General features: G+C 62.6%; 21 protein-coding genes. 11 read left to right on the top strand and 10 right to left on the bottom strand.

Going from position 1 to position 24,820, the window contains the following annotated elements:
* Position 1 precedes the first annotated feature (1 nt).
* Positions 2-847: a CPBP family intramembrane glutamic endopeptidase gene (locus MU551_RS20250; protein ID WP_247048354.1), complete on the top strand. Its 846-nt coding sequence runs from the start codon at positions 2-4 to the stop codon at positions 845-847.
* A 33-nt stretch (positions 848-880) separates the two neighbouring features.
* On the opposite strand, the gene MU551_RS20245 is transcribed toward MU551_RS20250, so the two are convergent.
* Positions 881-1,855, bottom strand: coding sequence for an NAD(P)/FAD-dependent oxidoreductase (locus MU551_RS20245; RefSeq protein ID WP_247048353.1), 975 nt, complete (start codon positions 1,853-1,855; stop codon positions 881-883).
* Between the two features lie 92 nt (positions 1,856-1,947).
* Between MU551_RS20245 and MU551_RS20240 the strand changes: the two genes are divergently transcribed.
* Positions 1,948-2,529, top strand: a complete 582-nt coding sequence (locus MU551_RS20240) for a helix-turn-helix domain-containing protein (RefSeq protein WP_247048352.1) — start codon at positions 1,948-1,950, stop codon at positions 2,527-2,529.
* A 139-nt stretch (positions 2,530-2,668) separates the two neighbouring features.
* On the opposite strand, the gene MU551_RS20235 is transcribed toward MU551_RS20240, so the two are convergent.
* A complete protein-coding gene (locus MU551_RS20235; protein WP_247048351.1) occupies positions 2,669-3,286 on the bottom strand; it encodes a DinB family protein in 618 nt (205 codons plus the stop codon).
* A 682-nt stretch (positions 3,287-3,968) separates the two neighbouring features.
* On the opposite strand from MU551_RS20235, the gene rox reads away from it, so the two are divergent.
* Entirely contained in the window at positions 3,969-5,396 is a 1,428-nt protein-coding gene (rox, locus tag MU551_RS20230; protein WP_247048350.1) for a rifampin monooxygenase, read from the top strand.
* A gap of 260 nt (positions 5,397-5,656) precedes the next feature.
* Here the strand turns inward: rox and MU551_RS20225 are convergent, their stop codons facing one another.
* The 3 genes from MU551_RS20225 to MU551_RS23675 all read right to left on the bottom strand — a co-directional run bounded on the left by MU551_RS20225 (position 5,657) and on the right by MU551_RS23675 (position 6,875).
* Positions 5,657-5,956, bottom strand: a complete 300-nt coding sequence (locus tag MU551_RS20225) for an SRPBCC domain-containing protein (RefSeq protein ID WP_247048349.1) — start codon at positions 5,954-5,956, stop codon at positions 5,657-5,659.
* Between the two features lie 224 nt (positions 5,957-6,180).
* Positions 6,181-6,603 carry a rhodanese-like domain-containing protein gene (locus MU551_RS20220; RefSeq protein ID WP_247048348.1) on the bottom strand — a complete coding sequence of 141 codons (423 nt, stop codon included), beginning with the start codon at positions 6,601-6,603 and terminating at the stop codon, positions 6,181-6,183.
* Positions 6,492-6,875, bottom strand: coding sequence for an ArsR/SmtB family transcription factor (locus tag MU551_RS23675; RefSeq protein ID WP_372489905.1), 384 nt, complete (start codon positions 6,873-6,875; stop codon positions 6,492-6,494). Before MU551_RS23675 ends, MU551_RS20220 begins: the two co-directional genes overlap by 112 nt.
* Here MU551_RS23675 and MU551_RS20215 point away from each other — a divergent pair.
* Positions 6,874-7,290, top strand: coding sequence for an ester cyclase (locus MU551_RS20215; protein ID WP_247048347.1), 417 nt, complete (start codon positions 6,874-6,876; stop codon positions 7,288-7,290). The two genes, MU551_RS23675 and MU551_RS20215, sit on opposite strands and share 2 nt — an antisense overlap.
* A gap of 457 nt (positions 7,291-7,747) precedes the next feature.
* Here MU551_RS20215 and MU551_RS20210 read toward each other — a convergent pair whose 3' ends face one another.
* The 3 genes from MU551_RS20210 to MU551_RS20200 all read right to left on the bottom strand — a co-directional run bounded on the left by MU551_RS20210 (position 7,748) and on the right by MU551_RS20200 (position 11,605).
* Positions 7,748-9,004 (bottom strand): aminopeptidase P family protein, encoded by a 1,257-nt coding sequence (locus MU551_RS20210; protein WP_247048346.1) that lies wholly within the window; start codon positions 9,002-9,004, stop codon positions 7,748-7,750.
* A 127-nt stretch (positions 9,005-9,131) separates the two neighbouring features.
* Positions 9,132-10,106, bottom strand: a complete 975-nt coding sequence (locus MU551_RS20205) for a polysaccharide deacetylase family protein (protein ID WP_247048345.1) — start codon at positions 10,104-10,106, stop codon at positions 9,132-9,134.
* A complete protein-coding gene (locus MU551_RS20200) occupies positions 10,103-11,605 on the bottom strand; it encodes a purine-cytosine permease family protein (protein ID WP_247048344.1) in 1,503 nt (500 codons plus the stop codon). The genes MU551_RS20205 and MU551_RS20200 overlap by 4 nt, the downstream gene beginning before the upstream one ends.
* A gap of 108 nt (positions 11,606-11,713) precedes the next feature.
* Between MU551_RS20200 and MU551_RS20195 the strand changes: the two genes are divergently transcribed.
* The 4 genes from MU551_RS20195 to MU551_RS20180 all read left to right on the top strand — a co-directional run bounded on the left by MU551_RS20195 (position 11,714) and on the right by MU551_RS20180 (position 16,888).
* A complete protein-coding gene (locus MU551_RS20195; protein ID WP_247048343.1) occupies positions 11,714-13,306 on the top strand; it encodes a PucR family transcriptional regulator in 1,593 nt (530 codons plus the stop codon).
* A gap of 378 nt (positions 13,307-13,684) precedes the next feature.
* Complete coding sequence (locus tag MU551_RS20190; protein ID WP_247048342.1) at positions 13,685-14,173, top strand: MarR family winged helix-turn-helix transcriptional regulator; 489 nt, start codon at positions 13,685-13,687, stop codon at positions 14,171-14,173.
* Positions 14,174-14,263: 90 nt separating this feature from the next.
* Positions 14,264-15,772, top strand: coding sequence for an aldehyde dehydrogenase family protein (locus tag MU551_RS20185; RefSeq protein ID WP_247048341.1), 1,509 nt, complete (start codon positions 14,264-14,266; stop codon positions 15,770-15,772).
* 9 nt (positions 15,773-15,781) lie between these two features.
* A complete protein-coding gene (locus tag MU551_RS20180) occupies positions 15,782-16,888 on the top strand; it encodes an NAD(P)-dependent alcohol dehydrogenase (protein WP_247048340.1) in 1,107 nt (368 codons plus the stop codon).
* Between the two features lie 55 nt (positions 16,889-16,943).
* On the opposite strand, the gene MU551_RS20175 is transcribed toward MU551_RS20180, so the two are convergent.
* On the bottom strand, positions 16,944-21,206 hold the full coding sequence (locus tag MU551_RS20175; protein ID WP_247048339.1) for a putative Ig domain-containing protein: 4,263 nt from the start codon (positions 21,204-21,206) through the stop codon (positions 16,944-16,946).
* A 257-nt stretch (positions 21,207-21,463) separates the two neighbouring features.
* On the opposite strand from MU551_RS20175, the gene MU551_RS20170 reads away from it, so the two are divergent.
* Positions 21,464-22,504: a LacI family DNA-binding transcriptional regulator gene (locus tag MU551_RS20170; protein WP_247048338.1), complete on the top strand. Its 1,041-nt coding sequence runs from the start codon at positions 21,464-21,466 to the stop codon at positions 22,502-22,504.
* 61 nt (positions 22,505-22,565) lie between these two features.
* On the opposite strand, the gene MU551_RS20165 is transcribed toward MU551_RS20170, so the two are convergent.
* A complete protein-coding gene (locus MU551_RS20165; RefSeq protein WP_247048337.1) occupies positions 22,566-23,069 on the bottom strand; it encodes a MarR family winged helix-turn-helix transcriptional regulator in 504 nt (167 codons plus the stop codon).
* 206 nt (positions 23,070-23,275) lie between these two features.
* On the opposite strand from MU551_RS20165, the gene MU551_RS20160 reads away from it, so the two are divergent.
* Complete coding sequence (locus tag MU551_RS20160; RefSeq protein ID WP_247048402.1) at positions 23,276-24,409, top strand: acyl-CoA dehydrogenase family protein; 1,134 nt, start codon at positions 23,276-23,278, stop codon at positions 24,407-24,409.
* A gap of 79 nt (positions 24,410-24,488) precedes the next feature.
* Entirely contained in the window at positions 24,489-24,809 is a 321-nt protein-coding gene (locus MU551_RS20155; RefSeq protein WP_247048336.1) for a DUF6221 family protein, read from the top strand.
* The last annotated feature ends 11 nt before the right edge of the window (positions 24,810-24,820 follow it).

The following is a 24,820-nucleotide window of genomic DNA, read 5'->3' as shown; positions in this document are numbered from 1 at the left end:
CATGAGTCAACAACCCAAGGCGCCGGCGGCGGCCCGGACCCCCGGCCCCGGCAGGCCGGACAGGACCTCCTTGAGCCTGGTCCCTGCAGCGCTGCTGTCCTTGTCAGGTTTTGTCCTCTTTGTTCTGGAGGACCGCACCGTTGGATACATCGTGCTGGGAGCAGCCCTGGTGCTTGCTGCCGTCATCAAACGGGCGCTTTTCACGGACCTTGCGCTCATTGCCGTCGGCCTGATTGCAATGAGCGCCGTTCCCATCACCACCGACATCAGCACGGAGCACATGCTGGTCATGGGAACGGCCATGATTCTGGCAGTGGGGATTCCCTATGCTGTCTCACGGTTTGTCACCAAGGACTATGCTGTCCGTTTCCCTATCCGAACCGGGCAGCCATGGACCCGGGCGGAGAAATGGTACCTGCCCGCCGTCGTCGTGATCGGTTATGCCTTGATTCCGGTCTATATGATCCAGACGGGCGTCTACAACAACTGGCCTGCGGTCAGCGACCCTGAGGGCATTGCCCGCCTATTCGTGGGAACCAACGGCTTGGGAATCTGGGACGAACTCTTCTTCGTCTGCACCGCGTTCACCCTTCTGCGGCGTCACCTTCCGGATTGGCAGGCCAACCTGCTCCAGGCGGTCCTTTTCACCTCCTTCCTCTGGGAATTGGGATTCCACGCCTACGCCCCGTTTTTCATCTTTCCGTTTGCGCTGCTCCAGGCCCGCCTCTTCACGATTACCAAATCCCTGCTGTACATCGTGTGCGTCCACCTGCTGTTCGACTTTGTCCTGTTCCTGGTGCTGGTCCACGCCCACAACCGCGAGTGGATCGATATCTTCCTCTACTGAGGCTCCGCGTTGTCCGACGTCAAGCAGAGGGGCTTATACGGAGACGCGTTGCCGGTAAGCGGCCACCGCCGCCTGCAGTTCTTCCGCCATCAAATCGGAATTAATCGCGACGGCGGCTGCGGCGCCTGCTGCTGCCGACGACAGAACCTGGGCGCGAAGATCCGCCACGTTCCCGGCGGCCCACACCCCAGGAACAGCGGTGGCGCCATCGGCGTCGGTCTCAACGTATTCCCCCATTCCGCTGGGATGTTGCTGGATTCTTAGGCCAAGTCCGGAAAAGTACTGAGTACGGGCCGTGAAAACGGGTGCCACAGCCAGAGCATCAATTGAAACCACGCCGCCTGTGGCAAGTTGCAGCCCGCTGAGCCGTCCCTGTTCCAGTTGCAGCCGCTCCACTGCGCCATGCACCACCGTGATATTCCGTGCCGCCAACTGCTCCAGCTCAGCTTCATCGGGTTCGATGGATCCATTAAGGAACAAAGTGATGTTGCTGCTCCACTGCCGGAACAGGAGTGCCTGAAAGACCGCCATCGGTCCGGTTCCCAGGATGCCGATTTCCCGGTCTCTGACCTCCCAGCCGTGGCAGTAGGGGCAATGCAGAACGTCCTTGCCCCAGAGTTCCTGGATGCCAGGAACTTCGGGCAACCCGTCCACCAGGCCCGTAGTGATCAACAGGCGCCTGCCGTGAACGGTACTTTCCTGACCCGTTCCGTCCTGGAGCATTACCTTGAAGGCGCCTGATTCCCCGCGTTCCCCGTCCGTACGTTCGATGGCGGTCACTTGGCCATCCAGGACCTGGCCGCCGTAGGACTCCACCTCAGCCCGGCCCGCTTTTAGCAATGCGACGGGGCTGATGCCGTCGCGGGACAAGAAGCCATGGACCGCCTCGGCAGGAGCGTTCCGCGGCTCACCGCCGTCGATCACCATCACCGACCGCCGGGCACGGCCGAGCATCTGGGCTGCATTCAGACCAGCCGCGCCGCCACCGACTATTACCACGTCATACATAGCGTTTCCTTTCAGAATTTATCGTTCTCCTAATCCTTCTCGATCCCCGCAAAGAGTGGCAAAGGATGTTGCTGAAATGGCAAACTGTGGGAATGGATGAAATGATCGACGACGTACTTTCGGCGGTGGGGCCACGCCTCCGGGCCCTCCGACTGACCAGGGAGACCACCCTTGCGTCCCTTTCGGAGGCGACCGGCATTTCCGTGAGCACGTTGTCTAGGTTGGAATCGGGGCAGCGGCGTCCCAACCTGGAGCTGCTGCTGCCCCTCGCCAAGGCCCATCAGGTGCCGCTCGATGAACTGGTGGGCGCTCCTTCCACCGGAGATCCCAGAGTCCATCTGCGCCCTATCGTGAAGAAGCGAATGACCATCATCCCGTTGACGCGCCGGCCCGGCGGAGTCCAGGCGTATAAGCACATCCTGCACGCGGGCGGGCCCGAGCAACCCGACCCGCAGGTCCACGAGGGCTATGAATGGCTATATGTTCTCAACGGGAACCTGCGGATGGTGCTGGGTGAGAGGGATCTGATTCTTCCCGCCGGTGAAGCCGCTGAATTCGACACCAGGGTGCCGCATTGGTTCGGGCGGGCTGACACCCAGGCTGTGGAGTTCCTGAGCCTGTTCGGCCGGCAGGGAGAGCGGATGCATGTCCGGGCCAAGCCGGCCGGGCGGTAGCGGGCAGAAGCCTAAAAGTGGTCGCGGTGGGGGACCGGCTTACGGGCACCTATCCACCGACGCGGACGTAATCCTCTGTATCCACTCGACGTCTCGTAGGGACTCCGTCGGCTGAGCTGTCTGCGGTGCGTGCTCGTCGCTACTGAAAGTGGTGAATGTAGAGGTCGCGGAGCAGCGCGATCTCGGCTCCGTGGTGCAAGATCTCCTGGTTCTCCCACCACACGATCGTCGGAAAGGTCTCCTCGGCATCGCTGCCGTACGGGTAGCTGCTGAGCCCTGTCCGGTCATAGTCGGACACATCGACACTGAGTAGTACCCGGCGCCAGTCGGCTGCGGCGTGACGGAACCTCTCGATGGCGCCGGCTGCATCTGGTCGTGATTCGTACGTCGCTCTATCGAACGTTCGGTCACCACCGAGGTGATTGGCTCGACCCAACAGGGTCTCGGAGATGTGGTCAAGCCGCCAGGCGATCGTTGTGAAAGGCGGAGGCCACGGACTTTCGGGGGCGCCGTCTCGCCCCCACTCACCCGCGCCGATAAGCTTGATGGCGCCCGGTCCGGGCCCATCGGCGCGCCTCCGCACCGACCAGCACGCGTCGACCGGTTCCCAGAGGTACTCGGCGTCCGTCAGTACCGGTACGTCGACGTCGCTGCCATCACCAGAGTTGCTGGTGGGCCCGGCAAGGCGAGTGAGGAGTCGTTCCGTCGCCCAGTCGTACTGCTCGAGCAGGGGCTCAAGTCGCTGATTGGTCATCATGGCATAGAGCCTAGCCTCCGCCAGAGGCCGTTTGGTGCCTACGCACGGTTGACGTTCCTTATGCGGGAAGGGCCAGCACATGGACTAAAAAGCTGGTCACCGTTCCGGCCCCCTGCCGAGCGTGCGTCGAGGTATACGGAACCGTTTCTCTTGACACTGTCGTCGTTGGGATCGGGTCCATGGCGACCTCGGGGGAAGAAAGAGATGTAGCTCCATATCGCGTCCTCCGCTTCCGTGGGGAGAACAATTGTATGGGTCAGGGCCTGACGACAGGGGGAGTGACTATAGCCCCGGATCCGACTATGTACAGGATCCTCACACAGGCCATGCCGCAGCAGCTGCTCGCTGTGGATGCGCGGCCGGTGTCGTCCACAGAAAACTCACGGCATGCCGCCGCCCGGGCACGCCTCGCTTCCTTTCGAGCCATAAGAAAATATGGGCCAGTATAAAAAGATCCCTATATTGCTGCATTTCTTTGGGTTGAGGAAAGCCGTTCGTGACTCCAGAGAAAGGCAAGGAATGAAGCTACTCCTTGCCATTTTCAGGATATAGCTCCGGGGGGACCTTGCCGCAAGGCCCCCCTGTAGAGGCAAAATTGTCAACTGCGGCCAGAAGCGAGGGAAATTGCGCTCGGCCGGCGGTGCGAGGGTGGCCGCATGGACTCTTTGTGGATGGGATTTTGATGACGGACGTGATCATTGCCGGTGGTGGGCCAACAGGGATGATGTTGGCAGCCGAGTTGCGGCTCCAGGGTGCAGGGGTGCTGGTGCTGGAGAAGGAGCCCGAGCCGACCAAGCAGGTTCGTTCGCTTGGCCTGCATGCGCGCAGCATCGAGATCCTCGACCAGCGAGGGTTGCTTGAACGATTCCTCATACACGGCCGAAAGTATCCAGGTGCCGGTCACTTCGCAGGCATCGATAAATCGTGGCCTCAGCACTTGGACAGCGCGCACGCCTACGTTCTCGGCATCCCGCAGCCGGTCACAGATCGTTTGCTAAGCGAACACGCGGCAGAACTGGGGGCCGATATCCGGCGCGGCAGCGAACTGGTCGGCTTTAGCCAAGGCCCTGGCGGCGTGACCGTTCAGCTGGCCGACGGCACGCGTGAGCGTTCGGGTTACCTCGTTGGCTGCGACGGCGGCCGCAGCCGGGTCCGAAAGCTGCTTGGCGTCGGATTCCCGGGTGAGTCGGCCAGAACGGAATGGCTAAGGGGTGAAATGGAACTGTCCATGCCGCCGGAGGAAGTGGCAGCCATCGTCGCCGAGGTCCGGCAAGCCCAAAAGGCGTTCGGCGTCGGTCCGGCAGGAAACGGCCTGTACGGGGTCGTGGTACCCAACCGGGAAATCACCGAAGACCGTACCCTCCTGCCGACGCTCGAACAAATCAAACGCCAGTTGCAGGCCTTCGCGGGCACCGATTTCGGTGTCCACTCGCCACGATGGCTCTCGCGCTTCAATGACGCCACCCGCCAGGCCGAACGCTACCGGGTCGGACGAGTGTTCCTCGCCGGTGACGCCGCGCATGTTCACCCACCGCTAGGAGGACAGGGATTGAACCTTGGCATCCAGGATGCCTTCAACCTCGGCTGGAAACTGGCCGCAGAGATCAGCGGTTGGGCGCCGGACGGGCTTCTGGACACCTACCACACCGAACGGCATCCGGTGGGGGCAGAAGTCCTCAACAACACCCGCGCCCAGAGTGAACTGATGACCACCGAACCGGGAGCCCAGGCCGTTCGCCGGCTGTTGACAGAACTCATGGATTTTGAGGATGTGAGCAGATACCTGATCGAAAAGATCACTGCGCTCGGGGTCAGCTACGACTTCGGAGTCGGACACGACCTGCTCGGCAAACGGCTCCCCGATGTCGATCTCAAACATGGACGTCTCTATGCGCTGATGCGGCGGGGCCGGGGCCTGCTGCTCGACTCCACCGGCCGGCTCTCGACGGATGGCTGGGCGGAGCGGGTCGATCAGGTCGTTGACGGCAGCAAGGAACTCGGCGTGCAGGCCCTGATGCTGCGACCTGACGGCCATGTGGCCTGGGCCGGCACGGAACAGGCGGAACTCGATGCGCAGCTGAGGCGTTGGTTCGGCAACCCGGTCAGCTAGGCGCGGGGGAGGGGAGGCGCGTAGCGATCCGGCAATTATTAGCCCGGCCGGCAACGTGTGGGCCAGGGGCCGCTGGGGCGGGTTCACGACCCGTCCTTATTGAGGGCCGCCGGTAGCCCGTTGAGGCGAAGGACGGTCCCGCCGCGTAGGTGAGGAAGGTCGGCACTGCCGTCCCCGGTGCGAGTGAGGAACGTGACCTGCTCCGTCCAGGTAAGTGTGCTTCTCCCTCTTTCCGCATCCGCGAGGGTCACTGTCACGAGCTATGCCCACCGGGTTACGTCGTCCACGATCGCTTCATAGACGAATACGATTCGGCAGTCGGGAGCGATGTCGAGGTAGCGGGATCGATTGCGCAGCTTATGGACAGGCTCCTCGGGCATCACGAAGGTGCTGCTCGCATCCTCACCTCCGCCGATGCGGAAGTCGTGATCGTAAATCGCTCCCTTTCCTGGTATCCGAAACCACAGCCGGCGCACTCGATCGTCCGCGAACGCTGCGAACACTTCCGCCCGATTGGCCTCAAGATCGCGCGTGATTGCTGAACGTCTCGTGCCGGACATCCGAAAACTCCTCATCGCTTACAGCGTGCGTAGGGTGCGCATCATTCAGCTCACTCATGTCAGTCAACTCTCTGTCCTCGAAGCGCGCCCTAGTGGCCACTGTCTCTAGGCAACGGAGTCACCGCAGTTGCTTCCCGCATTTGATGCTTTCCCTGGCTGCTGTTTCTTTGGACCGGGGCAATGCGGCGTGCCTGCCTTGGGCGCAGCACTGGGCACAAAGGGTCTTAGGCGGCGTGGCCAGCTTCCACGGGCAGCCCGTGGAGGCGCCATTCGAGCATCCCGTCGTTCAGCCGCCGGGCAGGATGACCGGTGGAGTGCAGAAGGTCCACTGCTTCGTAGGCGAGCACGCAGTATGCTCCCCGGCAGTACGCGATGATTTCCCGGTCGGCCGGGAGTTCGCCCAGGCGGGTAGGGAGTTCATCGAGCGGGATCGACATGGCGCCGGGAATGTGAGCGGCGCCGTATTCCTCCGGTGGGCGGACATCGAGCACGGTGATGGTTCCCGCCCGGGCCTGTTCCAGGAGTTCCTCCCTGGTCATTTCCGTAGGTTTCCCCGAAGCGTCCAGCGCTTCGTCGCCCGTGATGCCGAGGTATTCGGCGCGTTTCTGTTCGATGTCGGGGACCCGGGAACGGGCAACGCTGCGCACCAGGCTGTAAAGGCAGCAACATCCGGTCCGGCCAGGTCGTAATAAATCCTGGAACCATCCCTGCGGGTGGTTACGAGTCCTGCCTGCTTCAGTGCCTGCAGGTGGGCCGAGGCGGTACTTAATCCGAGCCCGGCGGCAGCGGTGAGGGACTCGACGCTACGTTCTCCCTGGGTGCCCGGAAAGCCTGAAGATCCATGGCAACGAACCGTTGTGGGGGCAGGGTGGGAGTGGGACCATACAGCTGTAGAGTTCCATGCAAAGGAGACTGAAATGTCTGAGACTAGTCCGATAATGCAACGCTTTTACAAAGAAATTTTTGAAGGGGGAAACCTCGCTCTCATCGATGAATTGGTAGCGGATGACTTTGTCGATCACGAGGAGCCTCTACCCGGTCAGCCGCCCGGCAAGGAAGGCGTAGCGTTCTTCGTCAAAGCACTCCGAGCGGCATTTCCAGACATCAAGACAAAGCTCGAACCACCAGCGCTGATCGACGGAAATCTGGAGGCCGTCTACGTAGTCTGCACGGGAACCCACCAAGGCGACTTTGCCGGAATTCCTGCAACCGGCCGGAGCATTGAATTCGGAGGGATCGACATCATCCGCTTCGAGGATGGAAAGGCCGCTGAACACTGGGGAGTCACCGACACTCTGAAGCTGATGCAGCAACTCGGGGCTGTGCCGGAATAGGTTCACTCCAACGCCGGTGTGGGTCGATGACGACAATCTAGTCTTCGTCTCGTTCCACCCCAACCCATACCCGCCAGAATGGATCGGAGCCACGCTCTGAACCAGCTGCTCGACGCACACTGACCGGATAGGCTGCGCCTAGTACAGGGACCGCCGACCTGACCAGCGTTACCGCGCCGCCATACTCGTGCGGTGAAAACGAAATCGGCAGTTTTCCGCTTCGCTGGGACCGAGTGTTCCCGATACTTCCGCATGACGTGGCGCACGCTACTTCTGGAAACTACATCGACATCGGTGGGGGACTGCCCCATCGGAGGTGTCCCACAACCATGGAAGTGGGACAGCCCTGTGCGCATGCTGCTGACGCAGGTGTGATTGCTAGCTGATTACCCCCAGAAGGGGGATGGCCAGAGCGGCGCAACGAAATCGCTGCGCCGCTTGTGAATGGCGATGGCCGCTAGGCCCCGATGATGTTGTATTCGGGACCGAAGGGGAACTTGGTGATGTTTTCAGCTCCGTCTTCACCGATGACCAGGATGTCGTGTTCGCGGTAGCCGCCGGCGCCGGGCTGTCCGTCGAGGACGGTGATCATGGGTTCCATGGAGACCACCATTCCGGGTTCCAGAACCGTTTCGATGTCCTCGCGCAGTTCCAGCCCGGCCTCGCGGCCGTAGTAGTGGCTGAGGACGCCGAAGGAGTGCCCGTAGCCGAAGGTGCGGTTCGCGAGCAGCCCGTGCCCGATGTAGATCTCGTTGAGTTCAGCTGCGATGTCCTTGCAGATAGCGCCTGGTTTGATGAGCTCCAGTCCGCGTTTGTGGACCTCGACGTTGATGTTCCACAACTCCAGGGAGCGGGCATCCGGTTCCCCGTAAAACAGTGTGCGTTCCAGGGCGGTGTAGTAGCCCGAGGTCATGGGGAAGCAGTTGAGCGAGAGGATGTCGTGTTCCTGGATCTTCCGGGTCGTTGCCCAGTTGTGGGCCCCGTCGGTGTTGATGCCGGACTGGAACCAGACCCAGGTGTCGCGGATTTCGGAGTCGGGGAACGTCCTGGCGATCTCGTGCACCATGGCCTCGGTGCCGATCAGTGCGACCTCGTATTCGGTGATCCCGGCCGTGATGGCGTTGCGGATTGCTTCGCCACCCAGGTCTCCGATCCGGGCGCCGTGCTTGATGACTTCGATCTCTTCGGCAGATTTGATCATGCGCTGTCGCATCGCGGCCTGGGCAACGTCCACCAGGGTGGCTGACTCGAAGGCTGCCTGGATTTTGTTGCGGTTATCCAGCGGCAGGCTGTCGTCTTCGACGCCGAGCCTGCGGACGTTGATCCCTCGGGTGCGCAGGACTTCCTGGATAGCGTGAATGTAGTTGTCCCGGCGCCAGTCGGTGTAGACGAGGTTCTCGCCGTAACTGCGGCGCCAAGGCATTCCGGCGTCGATGTTTGCGGTGACGGTGACGGTGTCATCTTTGGTGATCACCATGGCGTAGGAACGGCCGAAGTAGGTGAATAGGAAGTCGGAGTAGTACTTGATCGAGTGGTAGCTGGTGAGGACGACGGCGTCCAGTTCCTTCTCGGCCATGATCCGGCGAAGGCCGGCCAAACGGCGTTCGAACTCGGCGTCCGAGAACGTCAGGCGGACCTTCTCTCCGTTGTTGAGCACCTTGAGGCGTTCGAGCTTGGCGACGTCGTTGACAGCTTCAGTCTGGGTGACGGTCATGAGGTGTGGTTCCTTTCCTGGGGGTTGGTTTTCAGTCCTGCCGTAGGGCTTCTTGGAAGTCACCATGGCGAACAGGACCGCGATAAGTGAAACTACGGAGGCAGCAGTGAGGTAGGCCGGCAATGACCTAGCCGGTAATTCCCTGCCTGATTGGTGCCGGCGCACGGCCGGCGGGGTGGAAACGGGCACCGGTATCCGGGAAGGCTGGCACATCGATCCGGGCATGCGTGTGGATTTCGTTGACCGTTGCCTTGGTGTGTTCGGCGATCTGCTCCAGGGTGGTCACCCACATGCCATCAAGGTCCTTGACCGTCTCGATAAGCCGCTCCAGGGCTACAGCTTTGGATGGACGGCCGGAGATGAAGGGGTGGTTGGTCAGCACGAAGCAGCTGCCGGCCGAGTGGTGTGCCTCTGCCTCGAGGGTCCACATTTCCAGGACTTTGGCCGGACTCTCGATCACTCCGCTGCCTGTCACTCCCGGGTAGAAAGCGTATTGCTCCCAGTCGTCCAGGGCCCAGTCAACGGGGATCTCGACAAGGTCCCTCTCATCGTCACCAACGGTGAATCGATATGGAGCGTCGCCGTCCAGGAGGCTCGAGTCATAGAGGAAGCCGCGATCGGCCAGGAGTCCCGCGGAGTGCCAATTCAGTTCCCACCAGGGAGCGCGGTAGCCCACGGGGCGAACCCCGGCAGCTTTGTCGAGAGCCTCCAACCCCCTGTCCAGATACCGTCCTTCAGTGGCGGCATCGATACCCTGCATCGGTTCGTGCAGGTAGCCATGATGCGCTACTTCATGTCCTCCGGCGACGATCTGCTTCACAATGTCCGGATAGCACTCAGCGGTGAAGCCCGGCACGAAGAAGGTTGCCTGTACCTGCTGGCGCTTCAGGATCTGCAGGAGTCTGGGCACCGCGACCTTCGGACCATAGGACTGGTGGGACATAAGCGACATCCTGCGGGTGCTGCCGGGATCGTGGGCAATCGTGCACGATTCCGCGTCGACGTCGAAGGTGAACGAAGCCGCAGCCCGGAAGCCTTCGGGCCAGGTAATCACGTGCAGGACATCGCCAAATGCCTTGTTGTTCCCGAATCCCGCGTTCACTGCGTGATCCTCTCTACGGGGACCTGGCTGTCTATAGTCGTTTCCACGGGTGCTGTTTCCAGATACCGGACATGGGCCCGCGGACCAAGTACCGCATAAGTCGCCCCGCTTGCCAGGCCACCTGCCAGCCAGGAGAAGTCCCAGCCGCCCAAGGCCACCGCAGCCGGACCCTGCATGGCCGGCACGAGTCCGTACATGAAGAACCACGTGGCGAAGATGCCTACCAGGAGCGAAACCACCCCTGCCCAGTTGATACCAGGCAAACGCTTGGTGCCGACCGGATCGAACAATCGGTCCGCATTGCCCGGCCAGCGCTTTTCAATCCAGAAGTAGTGCACCAGCATGATGCCGCCCCACGCGGCCACCCAGGCCACGAGCCCGATCAGCCAGGCGTCGAGTACGGCTGCGAAATCCTCCTGGAAGATGAAGAAGACCACGGCGGCCAGCGAGAAAACGCCGACGAACAGGTTCAGCTTTCGGCGACTGATCGAGACATCAAGCGCCTGGGTGGCGACCGAGAAGGTATAGATGTTCAGGATGTTCGTGGCGATGGGGCCGTGCAGCACCATGAGGAGAACCGGCAATGCGAGGACGCCGAAGTTCTGGACAATCAGTTTGCCCGGGTCGATTTCACCACTGTTCGTTGCCAAGCTCGCTCCGAGGACCCCCAACCACACCACCGGAATAAACTGCCCAAGCACCGAAGCCAAGTAGACCTTTCTCTTGGGTACTGAAGTACTGACGAAGCGTGAGTAGTCCGCGGCATAGGTGAACCAGGTGATTCCCCAGCCAATGCCAATCGCGGTCATCACCGCGCTCATGGCGGCAATCCGCTCCGAGCCTTCCAGAACGTTTCCGGCAGGACCTGCGTAGGACCAGTTAATGTCCATGCCGAACCAAGCGACTGCGGACATCACCGCCAGGATGACGATGGTGGGCGGCACGGTCCATCTTTCAAACGCCGCGATGGCCTTATAGCCGAACCACGCGATGGCCACTTGTGCGGCCATGATTCCGGTGGCTACGCCAATCTTCCAGCCGTAGTTGGCGGAACTGGGATCAACCCAGCCGAGCGTTCCGAAAAGTGCCATGACCAGATCGAGGATGATCCAGGTATTGACAGCGCACCAGCCGATGACCAGCAGCGCCTGGATCGCAGCAGGCAGATAATTTCCACGGCGGCCGAAAGCCGCCCGGGCCAGGACCATGCCAGTGGCCCCGGTCTTCTGGCCCAACAGCACAAAGCAGCCAAAGAGCAGCATGCCGATCAGGTTGCCAAGGACCAAGACCGCGACCGTATCGGCGAAGCCCAGCCCAAGGTGGATGCCTAGGGCTCCGAGCACCCAGTTGATAGGAGCGAGATTGGCGCCGGCCCAGATCCAGAACTGACCCGACACTTTGCGAGTCCGCTGTGATTCGGGGATCGGCTGGAGCCAGGCCTCAGAGTCCACGGATCCCTGGGCGAAACTGCCTGGGGCCGTGGAAGGATGATCTTGCATGGGAAGCCTCCGTTTGATGAAAGGGATAACTTCAGGCTATGTGTGCCGCATCACCACCAACAAGATACGATGTGTCTAATGAAATGCCATCCCCTATGACGGAGTGTCATGCCGCTTTTGTTGTTGGACGCTTTGCGTCACCCGACCCTGGCCGCAGCCGATCCCGTGGTCCGTGCCGGTACAGAAGCTGTTAAGGACAAGTACGTGCGCTGGATCCACTCCAGCGAAGTGCTGGATATCGCCCCGCTGCTTCGAGGAGGGGAACTGCTGCTGACCGGCGGCGAGGCCTTGGCCACGGCACCGGAGCAACGAAGGATCAGGTACATCGAGGAACTCGCCGACAGGGGAATCACGGCAGTGGCCATTGAAACAGGTGGCGTCCTACCCGGCATCCCGCAATCCATGGTTCGGACAGCCGAAGATCGCGGCCTGCCCCTGGTCGAACTGCGCAAAGTGGTCCCGTTTGTCGGCGTCCTACAGGCCATCAACTCGATGTTGGTCAGCGAATCAGTGAAGCAACTTCAACTTGCTGACGAAGCCAGCCACTCCATGTCCCTTGAATTGGCGCATGGAGGAAGCCTCGACGGGATCCTCGAAGTTTTGACGGAAGTCATCGGCGGTACCGCCACGCTGGCTTCGGTGGCCGGCAGTGTCCTCGCACAAGCGGGTACGCCGGCGCAAACGGGTACGCGTTTGCAAGCCGACACCCCGGCACAAGCCGCCATGCCCCGGGAGGCCGGCGATTCCGCCGTCGTCATTAATGTTCCTGTGAGGGGGATAGTGTCCGCCCGCCTTGAACTGGGAATTCCCGACGACGGGGACTCGGTGCTTGCCCGTATCGTCGGGACCCGCTGTGCGGACGTTCTGGGCCTTGCCTTGCTACAGCGCATGCCACCCAGCCTGGGAGAAGTAGCCCGGACAGAGCTATTACGGGCGATCAATGCGGGCGGGGCCACTTGGCGGCTGGAGCAGTTGGGGCCGGCGGCCGGCTTCGGAATCACCACCCCTGCCGTAATGATCGCGGCGCGGACGGAGTCGCCCCAGGAAGTGAGGATAGCCCTTGACCAGCTCCTCCGCAGGCGGGTCCGCCATAGCGCCAGCTACTCCCACGATTCGGAAGTGATCGCCATTGCTTCACTGGCATCCGGCTCGGAAGCTGCCGGCCGATCGGCATTGATCGAGGAACTCGCTGGCCTCGGGACGGCACCAGCCATGCTCGGACAGAATACTGCAAGGGGACGCCGTTCCGGAACGGCGGCGCCGGGCCTTGCGCAGCTACGCGTCGCCGTCGGGCCTTTCGTGACGGAACTTCGGCGGGCACCGTGGAGTCTCATTGAAGCCCGCCACACCCTTGACCTTGCCCGCAGGGAACATGGACCGGTCGTTGATGCGGAGGCGTTCGCCGTCGAACGACTAGCGACCGCGGCGCTGGAAGCTGGCGTTCGTGGGGAGTTCGTCCGCCAGCAACTGGGAAACGTGCTGGACCACGATGCGCAGCGGACGTCTCAGCTGCTCCGGACGCTCACAGTGTGGCTCGACTCCGGGTGCAATACGGCCAAGGCAGCAAGGGAGCTGCACCTCGAACGGCAATCCATGCATCACCGCCTGCAGCGCATCTTCGAGTTGTGCGGTGGTGACCCTCGAACAACAGGCCGCCTTGGGGCACTGCACCTTGCGGCGCGCCTCGCACGGCTACAGTAACAGTGCCCGTCGGCCCGGCACACAACACAGAATCAGGGACAGGTTGCCCCCAGGGCCGCGCGTTCTGGCACGGAGTGGCAGATTTCCCTTGACGTAACGGGAGCGTCGGCCGTATTGTCATGCACAGGTTTCCTGATTGTCAGTAATCCTGATAATCAACCCTCAGCACATGGCAGTTGTGACGCAATTTTGCGGCTGCCTCCCTCCGTTTCAACGTCGAAAACCTGGGTGTTCCTATGAACAGCAAGTTCTGCTCCCGCCGTCGGATCTTCCGTCCCTGTCATTGCCGGCCCAGTCCGGAGACGCACCACAGCACTGTGGCGCCATTGGGGAACAGGCCGTCGCTGGTGCCATGTGGCAAGGCCAGGGGCTGATCCAATGGCTGCAGTCACCTCCAGTGCAGCACCGGAATCCGATGCGTCGGCGGCATCGGCCTCCTCGGACATCACCATGCTGTACCTCATCAAGCAACTGGAGCTGGCCGTCAGGTCCCGGCTGGACGACGTCGTGTCCGCCCATGGCCTGACCACCCAGCAGTACACAGCCCTTACTGTGCTTGAGCGCCATCCCGGCCTGACGTCCGCGGAACTGGCACGGAATTCCTTTGTGCGGTCCCAGACCATGGCGCAGATGATCACAGTCCTTGACGAGCGTGGCTTCCTTGCACGCCACCGCGACCCCGAGAGCAAGCGGCAGTACCTGCTCTCGCTGACTCCCGAAGGCCAAAGTGCGTTGGACACGCTTCGTGAGGACGTGGCGGGAATTGAGCGCCAGATGGTGGCCGATCTCGACGACGACGACCGTTCCACCTTGCGCCGCGCGTTGCGATCCTGCCGGCTTGCGCTCGGCGGCGGCCACGCGCATTAGCGGCAACGTTCAAACCCCTTTTCAGCACGAACCTCTTGCAAGCGGAGCAAAGCTGCTCCCACCACCGCGAAACAGAGACAGGACCCAGCAATGACTGTTCAGGAATCACAAACCCTCGCCGCTCCGGCACCAGTTGAACCGGTTTCCCTGCCGGGGATTGTGGCCAACGGCAGGCTCTTCATCAATGGTGCTTGGCAGGAATCCGCTGGCGGCGCCCGGACTTCCGTTATGAACCCCGCCACCGGGCAGGAAGTTGCCACCGTTTCCTCGGCGGTTACTGCCGACGTTGATGCAGCCGTCGCGGCGGCCAAAGCTTCGGTCAATGACGGCAGATGGTCCCGCCTGAGTGGGCGCGAGCGCTCCCGCGTTCTCAACAAGGCCGCAGCAATTATCCGCGAGCGGGCCGAAGAGCTTGCCCTGGTGGAAAGCAGCGACGTCGGAAAGCCGATCACGTTCGCCCGGGTGGTGGACGTCGCGACGGCAGCGGACCAGTACGAGTATGTGGCTGCAATGGCCCAGCAGCTGGACGGTTCCGTTCGCGAAACCCCGCTGGCCGCGCACGCCTTCACCAAGCGCGAGCCCTTGGGCGTGGTTGCAGCCATTACGCCCTTCAACTTCCCGCTGATCCTCTCCAGCACGAAGATCGCGGCTGCATTGGCTGCCGGTAACAGCGTGGTCCACAAACCTGCCAGCGATACACCGTTGAGCGCCCTCCTGATGGCTGAAATCCTGACCGAGGCCGGCGTCCCGGCCGGTGTCTTCAACGTGGTCACTGGCTCGGGCGGTGCCTTGGGGGACCACTTGGTGGCGCATCCTGATGTCAACAAGGTCGCCTTCACCGGTTCTACCGAGATCGGAAGCCACGTCGCTGCGCTGGCAGGGGCAAACCTGAAGCCCGTGACCGCCGAACTGGGCGGCAACGCGGCAAACATCCTCTTTGCCGATGCTGACTTGGAGAAGGCGATCGGCACAGTGATTGGCGCCTTCGTTTTCAACTCGGGACAGTTCTGCATGGGCGGCCCCCGACTGCTGGTGGAGCGACCCATTTACGAAACGGTGCTGGGCATCCTCAAGGAAGCCGTGGCCGGAGTGCCGGTGGGCGATCCGACAGATCCCGCCACAGTAATGGGCCCCTTGGCGAGTCAGAAACAGCTGGACAAGGTGGCCGGGTATGTGGAGGGTGCCAAGGCTGCCGGAGGCCAAGTGGTTGTTGGCGGCGAAACGCTGGAACTGAACGGAGGCTTCTTCTACAAGCCCACGGTGATAGCCGGCCTTGGAAATGACGCCGCCGCTGTCCAGGAGGAAGTGTTCGGGCCTGTCCTGACCGTCCAGCCTTTTGACACCGAAGAAGAGGCGATCCAGTTGGCCAACAGCACGCCCTACGGACTGGCGGCGGGTCTGCAGACCTCAAGTATTTCCCGGGCTCACCGGGTATCGGCTCAACTCGAGGCGGGAATCGTCTGGGTGAACGCCTGGGCCCTGCTGGATCCGGCCGTGCCTTTCGGCGGCGTCAAGAATTCCGGATGGGGCCGGGAATACGGGCCGGAGTCCCTCGAATCCTATTGCCGGACCAAGTCCGTCGTCATCGCAACCGACTAGGAGTTCAGCATGACCGTCACAACTGAAGCCGCTGTTATCGAAGCCGCTGACGCCGAATTCACTTTCCAGTCCGTACAGCTTGACTCACTGCGTCCTGAGGAAGTCCGGCTGGAAATTAAGGCCGCAGGGTTATGCCACACCGACATTTCGGTGGCAGGGGGAGGCTTACCATTTCCGCTCCCCGGTGTCCTGGGGCATGAAGGGGTAGGGATTGTCACAGAAGTGGGCTCTGCCGTCACGAGGGTAAAGCCCGGCGATACAGCAGTGCTTTCCTTCACGTCCTGCGGGCGATGCAGCAACTGCAGGGGAGGCCATCCGGCATACTGCGATACGTGGCTGCCGGATAACCTGCTGGGTGGAGTGAGGACCGATGGCTCCTCCACTATTTCCCGCGGCGGGCAGCCGCTGGGTGGGCGCTTCTTCGGTCAATCCTCGTTTGCCCGGGCTGTCATCGCGGATGAGCGCAGTGTCGTCAAAATCAACACCTCACTTCCGCTGGAACGGATCGCCCCTCTTGCCTGCGGCGTGCAGACCGGCGCCGGGGCTGTCTGGAACGTCATCCGCCCGGCCCCCGGCTCCAGTCTTGTGGTTTTTGGGGCCGGGACTGTTGGGCTGGCGGCCGTTATGGCAGCGGCCCTGACACCTGCCACAATCATCATCGCCGTCGACCGTGTTCCTTCCCGCTTGGAGTTGGCGCTCGAACTTGGTGCCACCCACGCTATTGACGCCTCCGTGGTCACCGACGTGGCGGCGGAGATCCACAAGATCACCGGTGGCGGCGCCCACTCAGCAATTGAGGCCACGGGAAACACCAAGGTTCTTGAACAGGCGATTGGTGCCACCCGGGCCAGGGGACACATTGTGGTGATCGGAGCTCCCGCGTTCGGCGCCACTGTTGCCGTGGACGTGAACTTCATGATGCCCGGGCGCCGCATTGAGGGAGTGACCCTGGGTGACAGCGAGATCGAAACCCTGATTCCGTCCATCATCACGCTGATGGAATCGGGGAGGTTTCCCGTGGAACGGCTGGTGCGGACTTATCGTCTTGAAGAGATCAACCAGGCCGTGGCAGACACTAAGTCCGGAACCGTGATCAAACCGGTCCTGCTGACCTGAAACTTCAAGACCCCCAAGCGCAAATGCGCTTGGGGGTCTTGATCCAGGGCTGTTGCTAGGCCGCAGTCAGTCCTTTGATCGCTTGGGCCAGTTTGTCTGCCGCTTGGTCGACTTCCTCTTGGGTGGCTCCCTTGTTCCCGTTGACAGCGGTCGCCTCGTCCCGTGCGGTGACGAGGGCAGCCCACGAGCCTGCAGTCCAGCCTGTTTCGTTCAGCGCCTTCGTGTCATCGAGGTAGACAGCCAGTCCCGACTTGTCGATGGACTTGACGATGAACTGGAGCTCGGCCATATTGCAGAAGCCGTTGCCGCCATTGATGCGCAGAGCCGCGTAGTGCACAGGCTCCGCCAAGGTGACGGTGTTCCAGCCGCGGACCGGGGTCCCGGTGCTCGCGAACTGCGTCCAAGTGGCGCCGCCGTCGTTGGAGCCCTGGATTCCCAGGCCGGTCGCCCGTGCCACCGCACTGTCCCGCGGGAAGTACTTCACGCCGACCACCGTGTACGCGCTCCCGTCGGCGGGGAGTACGGTGTTTGTGCAGGACTTCGTGGTGGTGTCGGTGTACGTCCCGGTGTTCCCATCGAACATACGCCAGCCGTTCGCCGCCGCGCTCGCCGCGCCGTCAGCAGTCGCGGTGTTCGCCGCAACCCATGACTGATCGAACGTCGCAGGCGCCTCGGTCGCTAACGGGACCAGGAGTTCCCAGGCGTTGACGAGTCGTTGCGCGAGCGCCTGCTCGTCCGCGTCCGGCTTGGTGAGTGCCTCGCGGACCGCCGCGACCTCGCGGGGAAACAGGAGCTTCGAGCCGCGGGTGTAGGTGCTCAGGTCCACGGCATCGGCACGCTGTAGGAGCGGATCGATCTCGTACACGGACTTACCGAAGAGGCGTAGCTCCGCGACGTAGATGGGCGCCTTGTTCGTGACCCGCAGGTAGCGGTAGCTGCCGGCGTCGGTCGCGTCGAGGTTCTGCCATGAGAGCGTCTTGTACGACGCGTCGGCTACGGTGGTCCACGTGTTCAGGTCGTTCGAACCTTGCAGCACCTGGTCGTTCATACGGCGCACGCCTTCAGGGTCCTGGCGTGCAAGGTAGTCGAAGCGATCCACGCTGACCTGCCTGCCAGCGCCGAAGTCCCAGATGAGGTAGTACTGGCCGTCGACGGCGGGCACGTCGCTGAAGGTAGCGGGTTTGCCGTCGAGCATGTTCGCCGAGTGCGTGGCCTTCGACGAATCGGCCGAACCGTCCACCTTGACCACTTGGGCATCGGCGAGATCAATCAGGTTACGTTCGTCCGTGCCGTAAAGGGCGGTGCCGTCCGTGGAGCCGTGGATCGTCGCGGCCGTCTTTCCGTCCTTAGTGGTGTGGTCTATCACGAGGTCGAGGCGGCCGCCGCCCGTGAGGTCGCCGAGCGTGCCCGTGGCCGTCCACGACAGTGAGTCCCCGCTGGTAGCTGCAAGCTGCTGTCCGCCGACACTGACTGCGACGTTGCTTACGGGCTTCGCGCTGGTGAAGGTCACGTTGAGCTTGCCACCCGCGGTCACCCTGCTCGCCAGTGCATCCGGTGAGGCCACCGAGACGTCGGTGATGTTCCCTGGGACTTCCGAGCGGTCGCCGAAGACGTGGAACTCGCCGATGGACCAGATGCCCGGGTATGCCGGGTCGATCGGCGGGGCCGGTTCGTCCATCTGGAGCTTCAGGTAGCGGAACTCCTTGCCGCGGTGCTCGGCTTTGACGGGGATGGTTTCCATGTCGTTGGTGTCGCCGGTCTGCCGCTCGGTGAGGAGGGCCCAGGTGATTCCGTCGTTCGAGCCGTATACGTTGGTGCCCTGCGAGCGCATTGGGAACGAGAAGCGGGCCTGGAGGCCGAACTTCTCGGCCGCTACGCGGTACCGGGTCCCGAAATCGAGTGTGAACGATGCAACGCGCAGGTCGCCGGTGAAGCTGTTGTTGTTTCCGTCGGCGAGGGCGCGGGCCGCGTCCGCAGTGATGCTGGTGGGCTTGACCGCGCCGCGGTAGTCGAGCGACCCGTCCGTCAGGCGCGGGTTGAGCAGCTCAAGGCCCTCGATGGCGTCAAGCAGCGCCTCGAAGGCGGTGCGGAACTCAGCGTCGGTGCCGGTTTCGGACACGTGTCTGGCGGCGGCCAACGCGGCCTGGTAGGGCTCGTTGGAGACCGTGGTGTAGACCGCACCCTCCTCGGTGCCGGCAGCGACGGCGGCCTCAATCATCTTGGGACGGTTCTTGGCCACGACCAACTCGAAGGTCCGTGCGGTGATGGCTTGGCCGTCGTCGGCGACGATCTGGACCTTATGTAGGCCAGGGTCGTGGTCGGTCGGCTTCCAGGTGACCTTGCCGGTCGCGGCGTCGAGCTCCGCGCCCTCGGGCAGACCGTCGGCGGTGTAGGCGGGGGCGCCGCCAGCATCGGTCGCGCCGAGTTCAAAGGCCGAGGTCGCGTCGGGCCACAGGTAGTACAGGCCCCTGGCCTGCTCAAAGGCGGGCGGGGTGAGCTGGGTCTGGGCGTTGAACATGAGGCTGTCCATGTCCACCTTGGTGCCATCGCCGGTCACCCGGTAGAACTGGGTGTGAGGGCCGCCCGCGGGATAGGTGATGTACCGCCATTGGCCTTTGGTGTCAGGCACTTCGATCCTCGCCATGACGCCCGGCTCGGGTTCGGGCGTGTTGCGGGGGTCTCGCTCCTCCTTGTCGAGCACCTCAACGACGGCGGGGCCGTCGGTCCGCACGAGGACGCCCATCTTGCTGTTTCCGGGGTACATCACGCGGCTGACAACGCTCACGGTGCCGTCCGCGTCCGCGGTAGCGCGGGCGAATGTCCGGTCACCTTCGGTGACGATCTTGGTGCCCTCATCGAGCGCGATGCCATAGTGGCCGAAGGTGACTGTGGTGTCCTCCACAGGGGTCGGCTTGGTCCCGGCAATCTCGGGCGGGAACGCCACCCAGTACTCGATGCTCTTGTCACCTGCGCTCCAGAAGTTGTTGACGCCGGTGCCGTAGTTGTAAAGGGGGCCGTCCATGCGCTCGTGGAGCAGGGCGACGTTCGGGGCCTCGGCGTCGACGTCAACGCCTTCGACGTACTTGTACTGGTAGTACAACTCGTTGAGGGCGTTGAACATCCGGCCGCGGTAGGCCGGTGAGATGGTCCCGCCGGTCCCGCGGTCGTCGATGTACTTCGTCGGCTGGCCCATCATGTAGCCGTCGAAGACGTCCGCGCCTTCGAGGAGCCGGTTGTCGAGAAACTTGTAAGCGGTGACGGCGTTGTCGGCTGTGGAGACCGTGCCGTTTTTGGGGTCCACTTTGGTGCCCTGGACGTGGAGGAAGCGCGCCATCGCGGCGAAGTTGTCGATGTTGCATTCGCCGTGGGCCTGGTCGCGGCCCATCTCGCGCATCTGGACGAAGTCCTCGCCATAGGGGTTGGCGGGGTCATCTGCGTCGATGAGCGGGATCTGCTGCGCGAGGCCGCCGCTGGTGTAGTTCACGAACTCGGAGTTCACGGTGAACCATTCGACGCCCTTGGCGTACGCGCCGGCGTCGTCCGCGTAGATCGCGGTGGCGATACGGCCATAGAGCCCGAAGTTGTGCTGGTTCATCCACCGCTCGGGCGAGTAGAGGAACTTATCGACCACGGGGTTCGCGAAGTTGGTGAGCAGGCGCTCGTCGTCCCCGGCACTCCAGACCACGTTGTACCCGTCGTGTGTACCGGGGGTGTCGTCGGCGACCGGCTCGGTGGCGCGGATGATCTCGGCGGCCATGAGGAACTGCGAAAGCGGCTTGCCTGTGTGGATGTGCGCGTCGGGGAAGTACACGAAGCCGTCGGGGTTCATGCTCGCCCAGGTGCGCAGGGCCTGGATCGCGTTCTTGCGGTAGACCTCGTTGCCGGTCATGACCCACATGAGAGATTGGGTGAGTGTGCCGAAGGAGTCGTTGGTCTCCCTGCCCCGCAGGCCCCCGTGGTTGAAGTTAGGGTCGAGCGCGACATCGGGTTGGGCGGCGGACTTCGAGTTTGCCGCCCGGTAGGTCTTGGATGCGGCACCGGTGGCCGTCATGGCCTTGAAGTAGGAGGCCCACGGCTCCTGGCCGGACCGAACCATCGCCTGCGCGTTCCGCAGGTCATCGGCCGACAGGCCCACGCCGGGGTGGACGAATCCGGCGTCGCTGACCGTCTCGTTGATCGCGACCACGTGGTTGGTGAGCAGGGCATCGTACTCGGCGGCCCTCGCTGGGGACGCAATCACGAACATGCCTGCAACGATCGCCAATATGGCGGTCAAGGCAGGCAGCTGTGATCGTTTGCGTTTGCGGGCTTGCGTCATTGCATCTTTCCTTCCCGGAACTTGGCGCGGTGGCGACGGTTGAAGGAGGCCGCATCTCACGCCGAACTAGGATAACGTTATCCTGTATGGGAGGCTAGCGGTCGCAGGACCGAGAATCAAGGGTTCAAAAGATTCTTTAGGCCACCGTCTAGAGTCGGGAGTTGGCATCAGCACGAAAGCAGAGCCCACACAGGGTCGCCAATCATGCCCTTCCCTGGATAACGTTTGCACAAAATCAATGGGGAAGGAGTCCGAACTTGCGCCCTGATAAACCGCCTACGCTGGCGGATGTGGCACGCCTCGCGGGCGTCTCGGTGCCCACGGCCTCCCGTGCGCTTAACGGCGGAGTGCGTGGGGCGGAGAGTGGTTCCCCCGAGCTTCGGCGCCGGGTAGAGGATGCTGCGCGGGCGCTGGGATACTCGGTGAACCCGGCTGCCCAGGCGACCAAGGGTGGGCGTGCACGCAGCGTGGCCTTGCTGGTGGGCAACATCGAGGACTTCGGCTCCGCCACAATCATTTCGGGAGTCATGCACGCCGCTGAGAAGCGTGGCATCTCCGTCGCCGTCCGCACGACGCTGGACGATCCACTCCGCGAGTTGGAACTACTCACAGCCATTAGGGGGGAGCGGCACCGTGCCTTGGTGATCGCCACCGGACGCACGACGGATGAGCATCGTGAACGGGCGCTGGAAGCGCGGCTGCGAACCCTCGCTGAGCACGGTACCCGGGTGGTAATCGTCGGTGACAGCTCCCTGGACTTTCCGTCGGTAACAGTCGACAATCACGAGGCAGCGCGCCTGTTGGCAGATTCCCTGGCCAAGTCCGGCAAGAAGCGCTTCGCAATCCTCTCTGCGCCGCCGATCCAGATCACTTCGAGGGACCGCGTGAAGGGGTTCCTCGAGGGGCTTTCGTCTCACGAAATCTCCGTTGGGCAGGGAGACATCGTCTTTCGCACCTTCTCGCGGGACGGTGGATACGATGCGATCGATCAGCTCGCCAACCGGGTCGCGGAGTTCGACGTCATCGCCGCCATGAGCGACGCGATGGCCGTTGGTGCCATCGCACGGCTCCGCGAACTCGGCCTCGAGTCCCCGCGGGACGTTGAGGTCACGGGCTTCGACCAGATTCCGATGCTGGGGGACGTACTTCCCGGCTTCAGCACGGTGGAGGTGCCGCTCAAAGCATTTGGCGAAGCGGCGCTTTCGTTAGCACTGGACGACGACGATCCCGGCGCGAGCACCCATATCGCCTTGCGCGCGACCCCCATTGTGCACGGCAAACCGGTGCGCCGCGGCTAGCGGACAGGACGGCTCGCGCTGTGCAAAAGCAGGAGCATGCTCTTGTGATTGCAGGAGCCTGTTAGGTGAAATCGCCTGCGTTCTTCCGAAACGCACTGAGGATCCTGATCAGCTGGTCCACATCGTGGTCAGCGAATCCCGACTGGGCGAACACCTCAGAGTTCAGCGCCGCCGTCGCGCTCTTTGCAAGCGTCCGCCCCTCAGAGGTGAGCTCTATCAAGGTGGTCCGGCCGTCAGTAGGGTGGGCGGACCGGACCACCAGGCCGGCGGCCTGCAGGCGGTCGACGGCGTTTGTCACCGACGTCGGATGGACCTGCAGGAGCGCACTTGCTTTGTTCATGGGAAGTGCGCCGCTGCGTGCGAAACTGAGCAGCGCCAGGAGCTCATAGCGGGCAAAGGTCAGGCCAAAGGGTTTGAGGACCGCCTCGATCCGTCCGAGCAGAATCTGCTGGGTGCGCATGATGGCCGTGACGGCCGCCATGGGTGCTGCCACGTTTCCCCAACCGTGGCCTTCCCAGTTGCGCTGGGCGTCCGCGATGGGGTCACGGGGAAGGGGAGTTCCCACCGTTCCTCCTTAGCCTTGCCCTGCCGGGACGTCTGCTCAGCCTAGTGATCCACATCACTGTGCAATATACTAGGACATCCAAGGGTTTGGAAGAGCGAAGGGCCGGGGGACGCGTGCAGCCATCAGGACGTCATGACGGGCCGGCCGCTGACCCGCCGGTAACAGCCGGGATACCTTCCCTTCTGCCCTTTGCTGACGCCGATCTGATGTACATCGCCGAGCTCCTCCCCGCTGCCGAGCATTCCCGGTATCTGGAGGTGAGGGAATTCCTGCAGTCCCGGATCCGCGCTGCATCCATCGACTACTGGAACAGGGAGGAATTCCCTTTCGCACTGGTTGCGGAAATGGGGAAATACGGGTTGGGAGGCCTGCAGACGGACGGCAGCTCCCAGCTGTTTAAGGGCCTGATGTACGTCGAGGTGGCCCGTGCCGACGTGTCGCTCTCGGCGCTGGTGGGGATTCACAACGAGCTCATCGTGGGGATGATCGACCAGCTCGGTTCCACCGAGCAAAAGAGGCAATGGCTGCCGGGACTCACCGCCTTCACCCAGCTGGGCGCCTTTGCCCTGACCGAACCGGATCATGGCTCGGACATCGCAGGCGGACTGGAAACCACTGCGCGGCGGGAAGGGGAGGAGTGGGTGATCAACGGCGCTAAACGATGGATCGGCGCCGGCACCATCGCAGATTTCGCGCTGGTCTGGGCCCGGGACCTGGACGATGGCCAGATCAAGGGCTTCATTGTTGAAACCGACCGCCCAGGCTACTCCGCCACGAAAATCAGCAACAAAATCGGCCTCCGGATCATGCAGAATGCGGACATCACGCTTTCGGAGGTTCGGATCCCAGAGGCCAACCTGCTGCCGGGCGCCACAGACTTTTCAAAGGCCAACAGCCTCCTGCGGGATTCGCGCGCCTGGGTGGGCTGGCAAGGTGCCGGAATCCAGTTGGCTGCGTTCGACGTCGGGCGTTCCTATTCATTGCAACGCAAGCAGTTCGGCAGGGAACTTGCGCGCTTCCAGCTGATTCAGCAGCAGCTGGCCGACATGCTGGGCAATGCCACTGCTTCCCTTGCCCTGATGGTCCAGCTTGCGCGGATCCAGGACGAGGGCAAATTGGAGATGGCCCAGGCTGCAATGGCCAAAGCCACCACCACCCGGCTGGCCCGCTCCACAGTAGCAATGGGGAGATCCATTCTGGGTGGCAACGGCATCAGCAGTGACTATGAAATGGCCAAGTTGTTCGGGGACGCTGAGGTCCTCTACACCTATGAAGGCAGCTACGAAATCAACTCGCTCATTGTGGGGCGGGCCGTCACCGGGAAATCCGCCTTTACCTGATCCTGGCCGGACAGCCGTAGCCAAAGACTGCTGCCCTGCCTGCCCCTACTCATTGTCCGGTCGCGGGTAGGCTCTGCCTATGGACGTTGTGGAGTTCCTGCTCGAACGAATCAAGGAAGACGAGAAGGCCGCGCAAAAACTCCTCGGAGACCGCTCCGTCTCCCAATCCGGGCGATGGTACGAGCACCGGCTGCTGCTCGAATGCGAAGCAAAACGGCGTCTCATCGCCGTCATCGAATCGGCCCGGCAGGCAAGCCTGACCCGCCTTGTAGCGTCAACGCCCGGTGAGACGGTTGGAATGAGCGAAGCAATAGCCTGGACTGCGCTTGCCCTCCACGCCCTTGCCTTTCCCTATTCGGACCACCCTGATTTCCAGGACGGCTGGCGGCTGACGGAATAGGTATCGGGGCT

The sequence above is a fragment of the Arthrobacter rhizosphaerae genome, assembly GCF_023062595.1.
Taxonomy (GTDB): domain Bacteria; phylum Actinomycetota; class Actinomycetes; order Actinomycetales; family Micrococcaceae; genus Arthrobacter; species Arthrobacter rhizosphaerae.
Note: the sequence above shows the minus strand (reverse complement) of the source record. Positions and strands in the feature narration are given on the sequence as shown.

Coding starts and splice junctions, on each gene's coding strand:
- MU551_RS20215 (WP_247048347.1), top strand. CDS start 6,874: ATGTCTGAGACTAGTCCGATAATGCAACGCTTTTACAAAGAAATTTTT.
- MU551_RS20235 (WP_247048351.1), bottom strand. CDS start 3,286: ATGATGACCAATCAGCGACTTGAGCCCCTGCTCGAGCAGTACGACTGG.
- MU551_RS20155 (WP_247048336.1), top strand. CDS start 24,489: ATGGACGTTGTGGAGTTCCTGCTCGAACGAATCAAGGAAGACGAGAAG.
- MU551_RS20250 (WP_247048354.1), top strand. CDS start 2: ATGAGTCAACAACCCAAGGCGCCGGCGGCGGCCCGGACCCCCGGCCCC.
- MU551_RS20195 (WP_247048343.1), top strand. CDS start 11,714: ATGCCGCTTTTGTTGTTGGACGCTTTGCGTCACCCGACCCTGGCCGCA.
- MU551_RS20245 (WP_247048353.1), bottom strand. CDS start 1,855: ATGTATGACGTGGTAATAGTCGGTGGCGGCGCGGCTGGTCTGAATGCA.
- rox (WP_247048350.1), top strand. CDS start 3,969: ATGACGGACGTGATCATTGCCGGTGGTGGGCCAACAGGGATGATGTTG.
- MU551_RS20210 (WP_247048346.1), bottom strand. CDS start 9,004: ATGACCGTCACCCAGACTGAAGCTGTCAACGACGTCGCCAAGCTCGAA.
- MU551_RS20190 (WP_247048342.1), top strand. CDS start 13,685: ATGGCTGCAGTCACCTCCAGTGCAGCACCGGAATCCGATGCGTCGGCG.
- MU551_RS20185 (WP_247048341.1), top strand. CDS start 14,264: ATGACTGTTCAGGAATCACAAACCCTCGCCGCTCCGGCACCAGTTGAA.
- MU551_RS20160 (WP_247048402.1), top strand. CDS start 23,276: ATGTACATCGCCGAGCTCCTCCCCGCTGCCGAGCATTCCCGGTATCTG.
- MU551_RS20180 (WP_247048340.1), top strand. CDS start 15,782: ATGACCGTCACAACTGAAGCCGCTGTTATCGAAGCCGCTGACGCCGAA.
- MU551_RS20200 (WP_247048344.1), bottom strand. CDS start 11,605: ATGCAAGATCATCCTTCCACGGCCCCAGGCAGTTTCGCCCAGGGATCC.
- MU551_RS20225 (WP_247048349.1), bottom strand. CDS start 5,956: ATGTCCGGCACGAGACGTTCAGCAATCACGCGCGATCTTGAGGCCAAT.
- MU551_RS20175 (WP_247048339.1), bottom strand. CDS start 21,206: ATGACGCAAGCCCGCAAACGCAAACGATCACAGCTGCCTGCCTTGACC.
- MU551_RS20240 (WP_247048352.1), top strand. CDS start 1,948: ATGGATGAAATGATCGACGACGTACTTTCGGCGGTGGGGCCACGCCTC.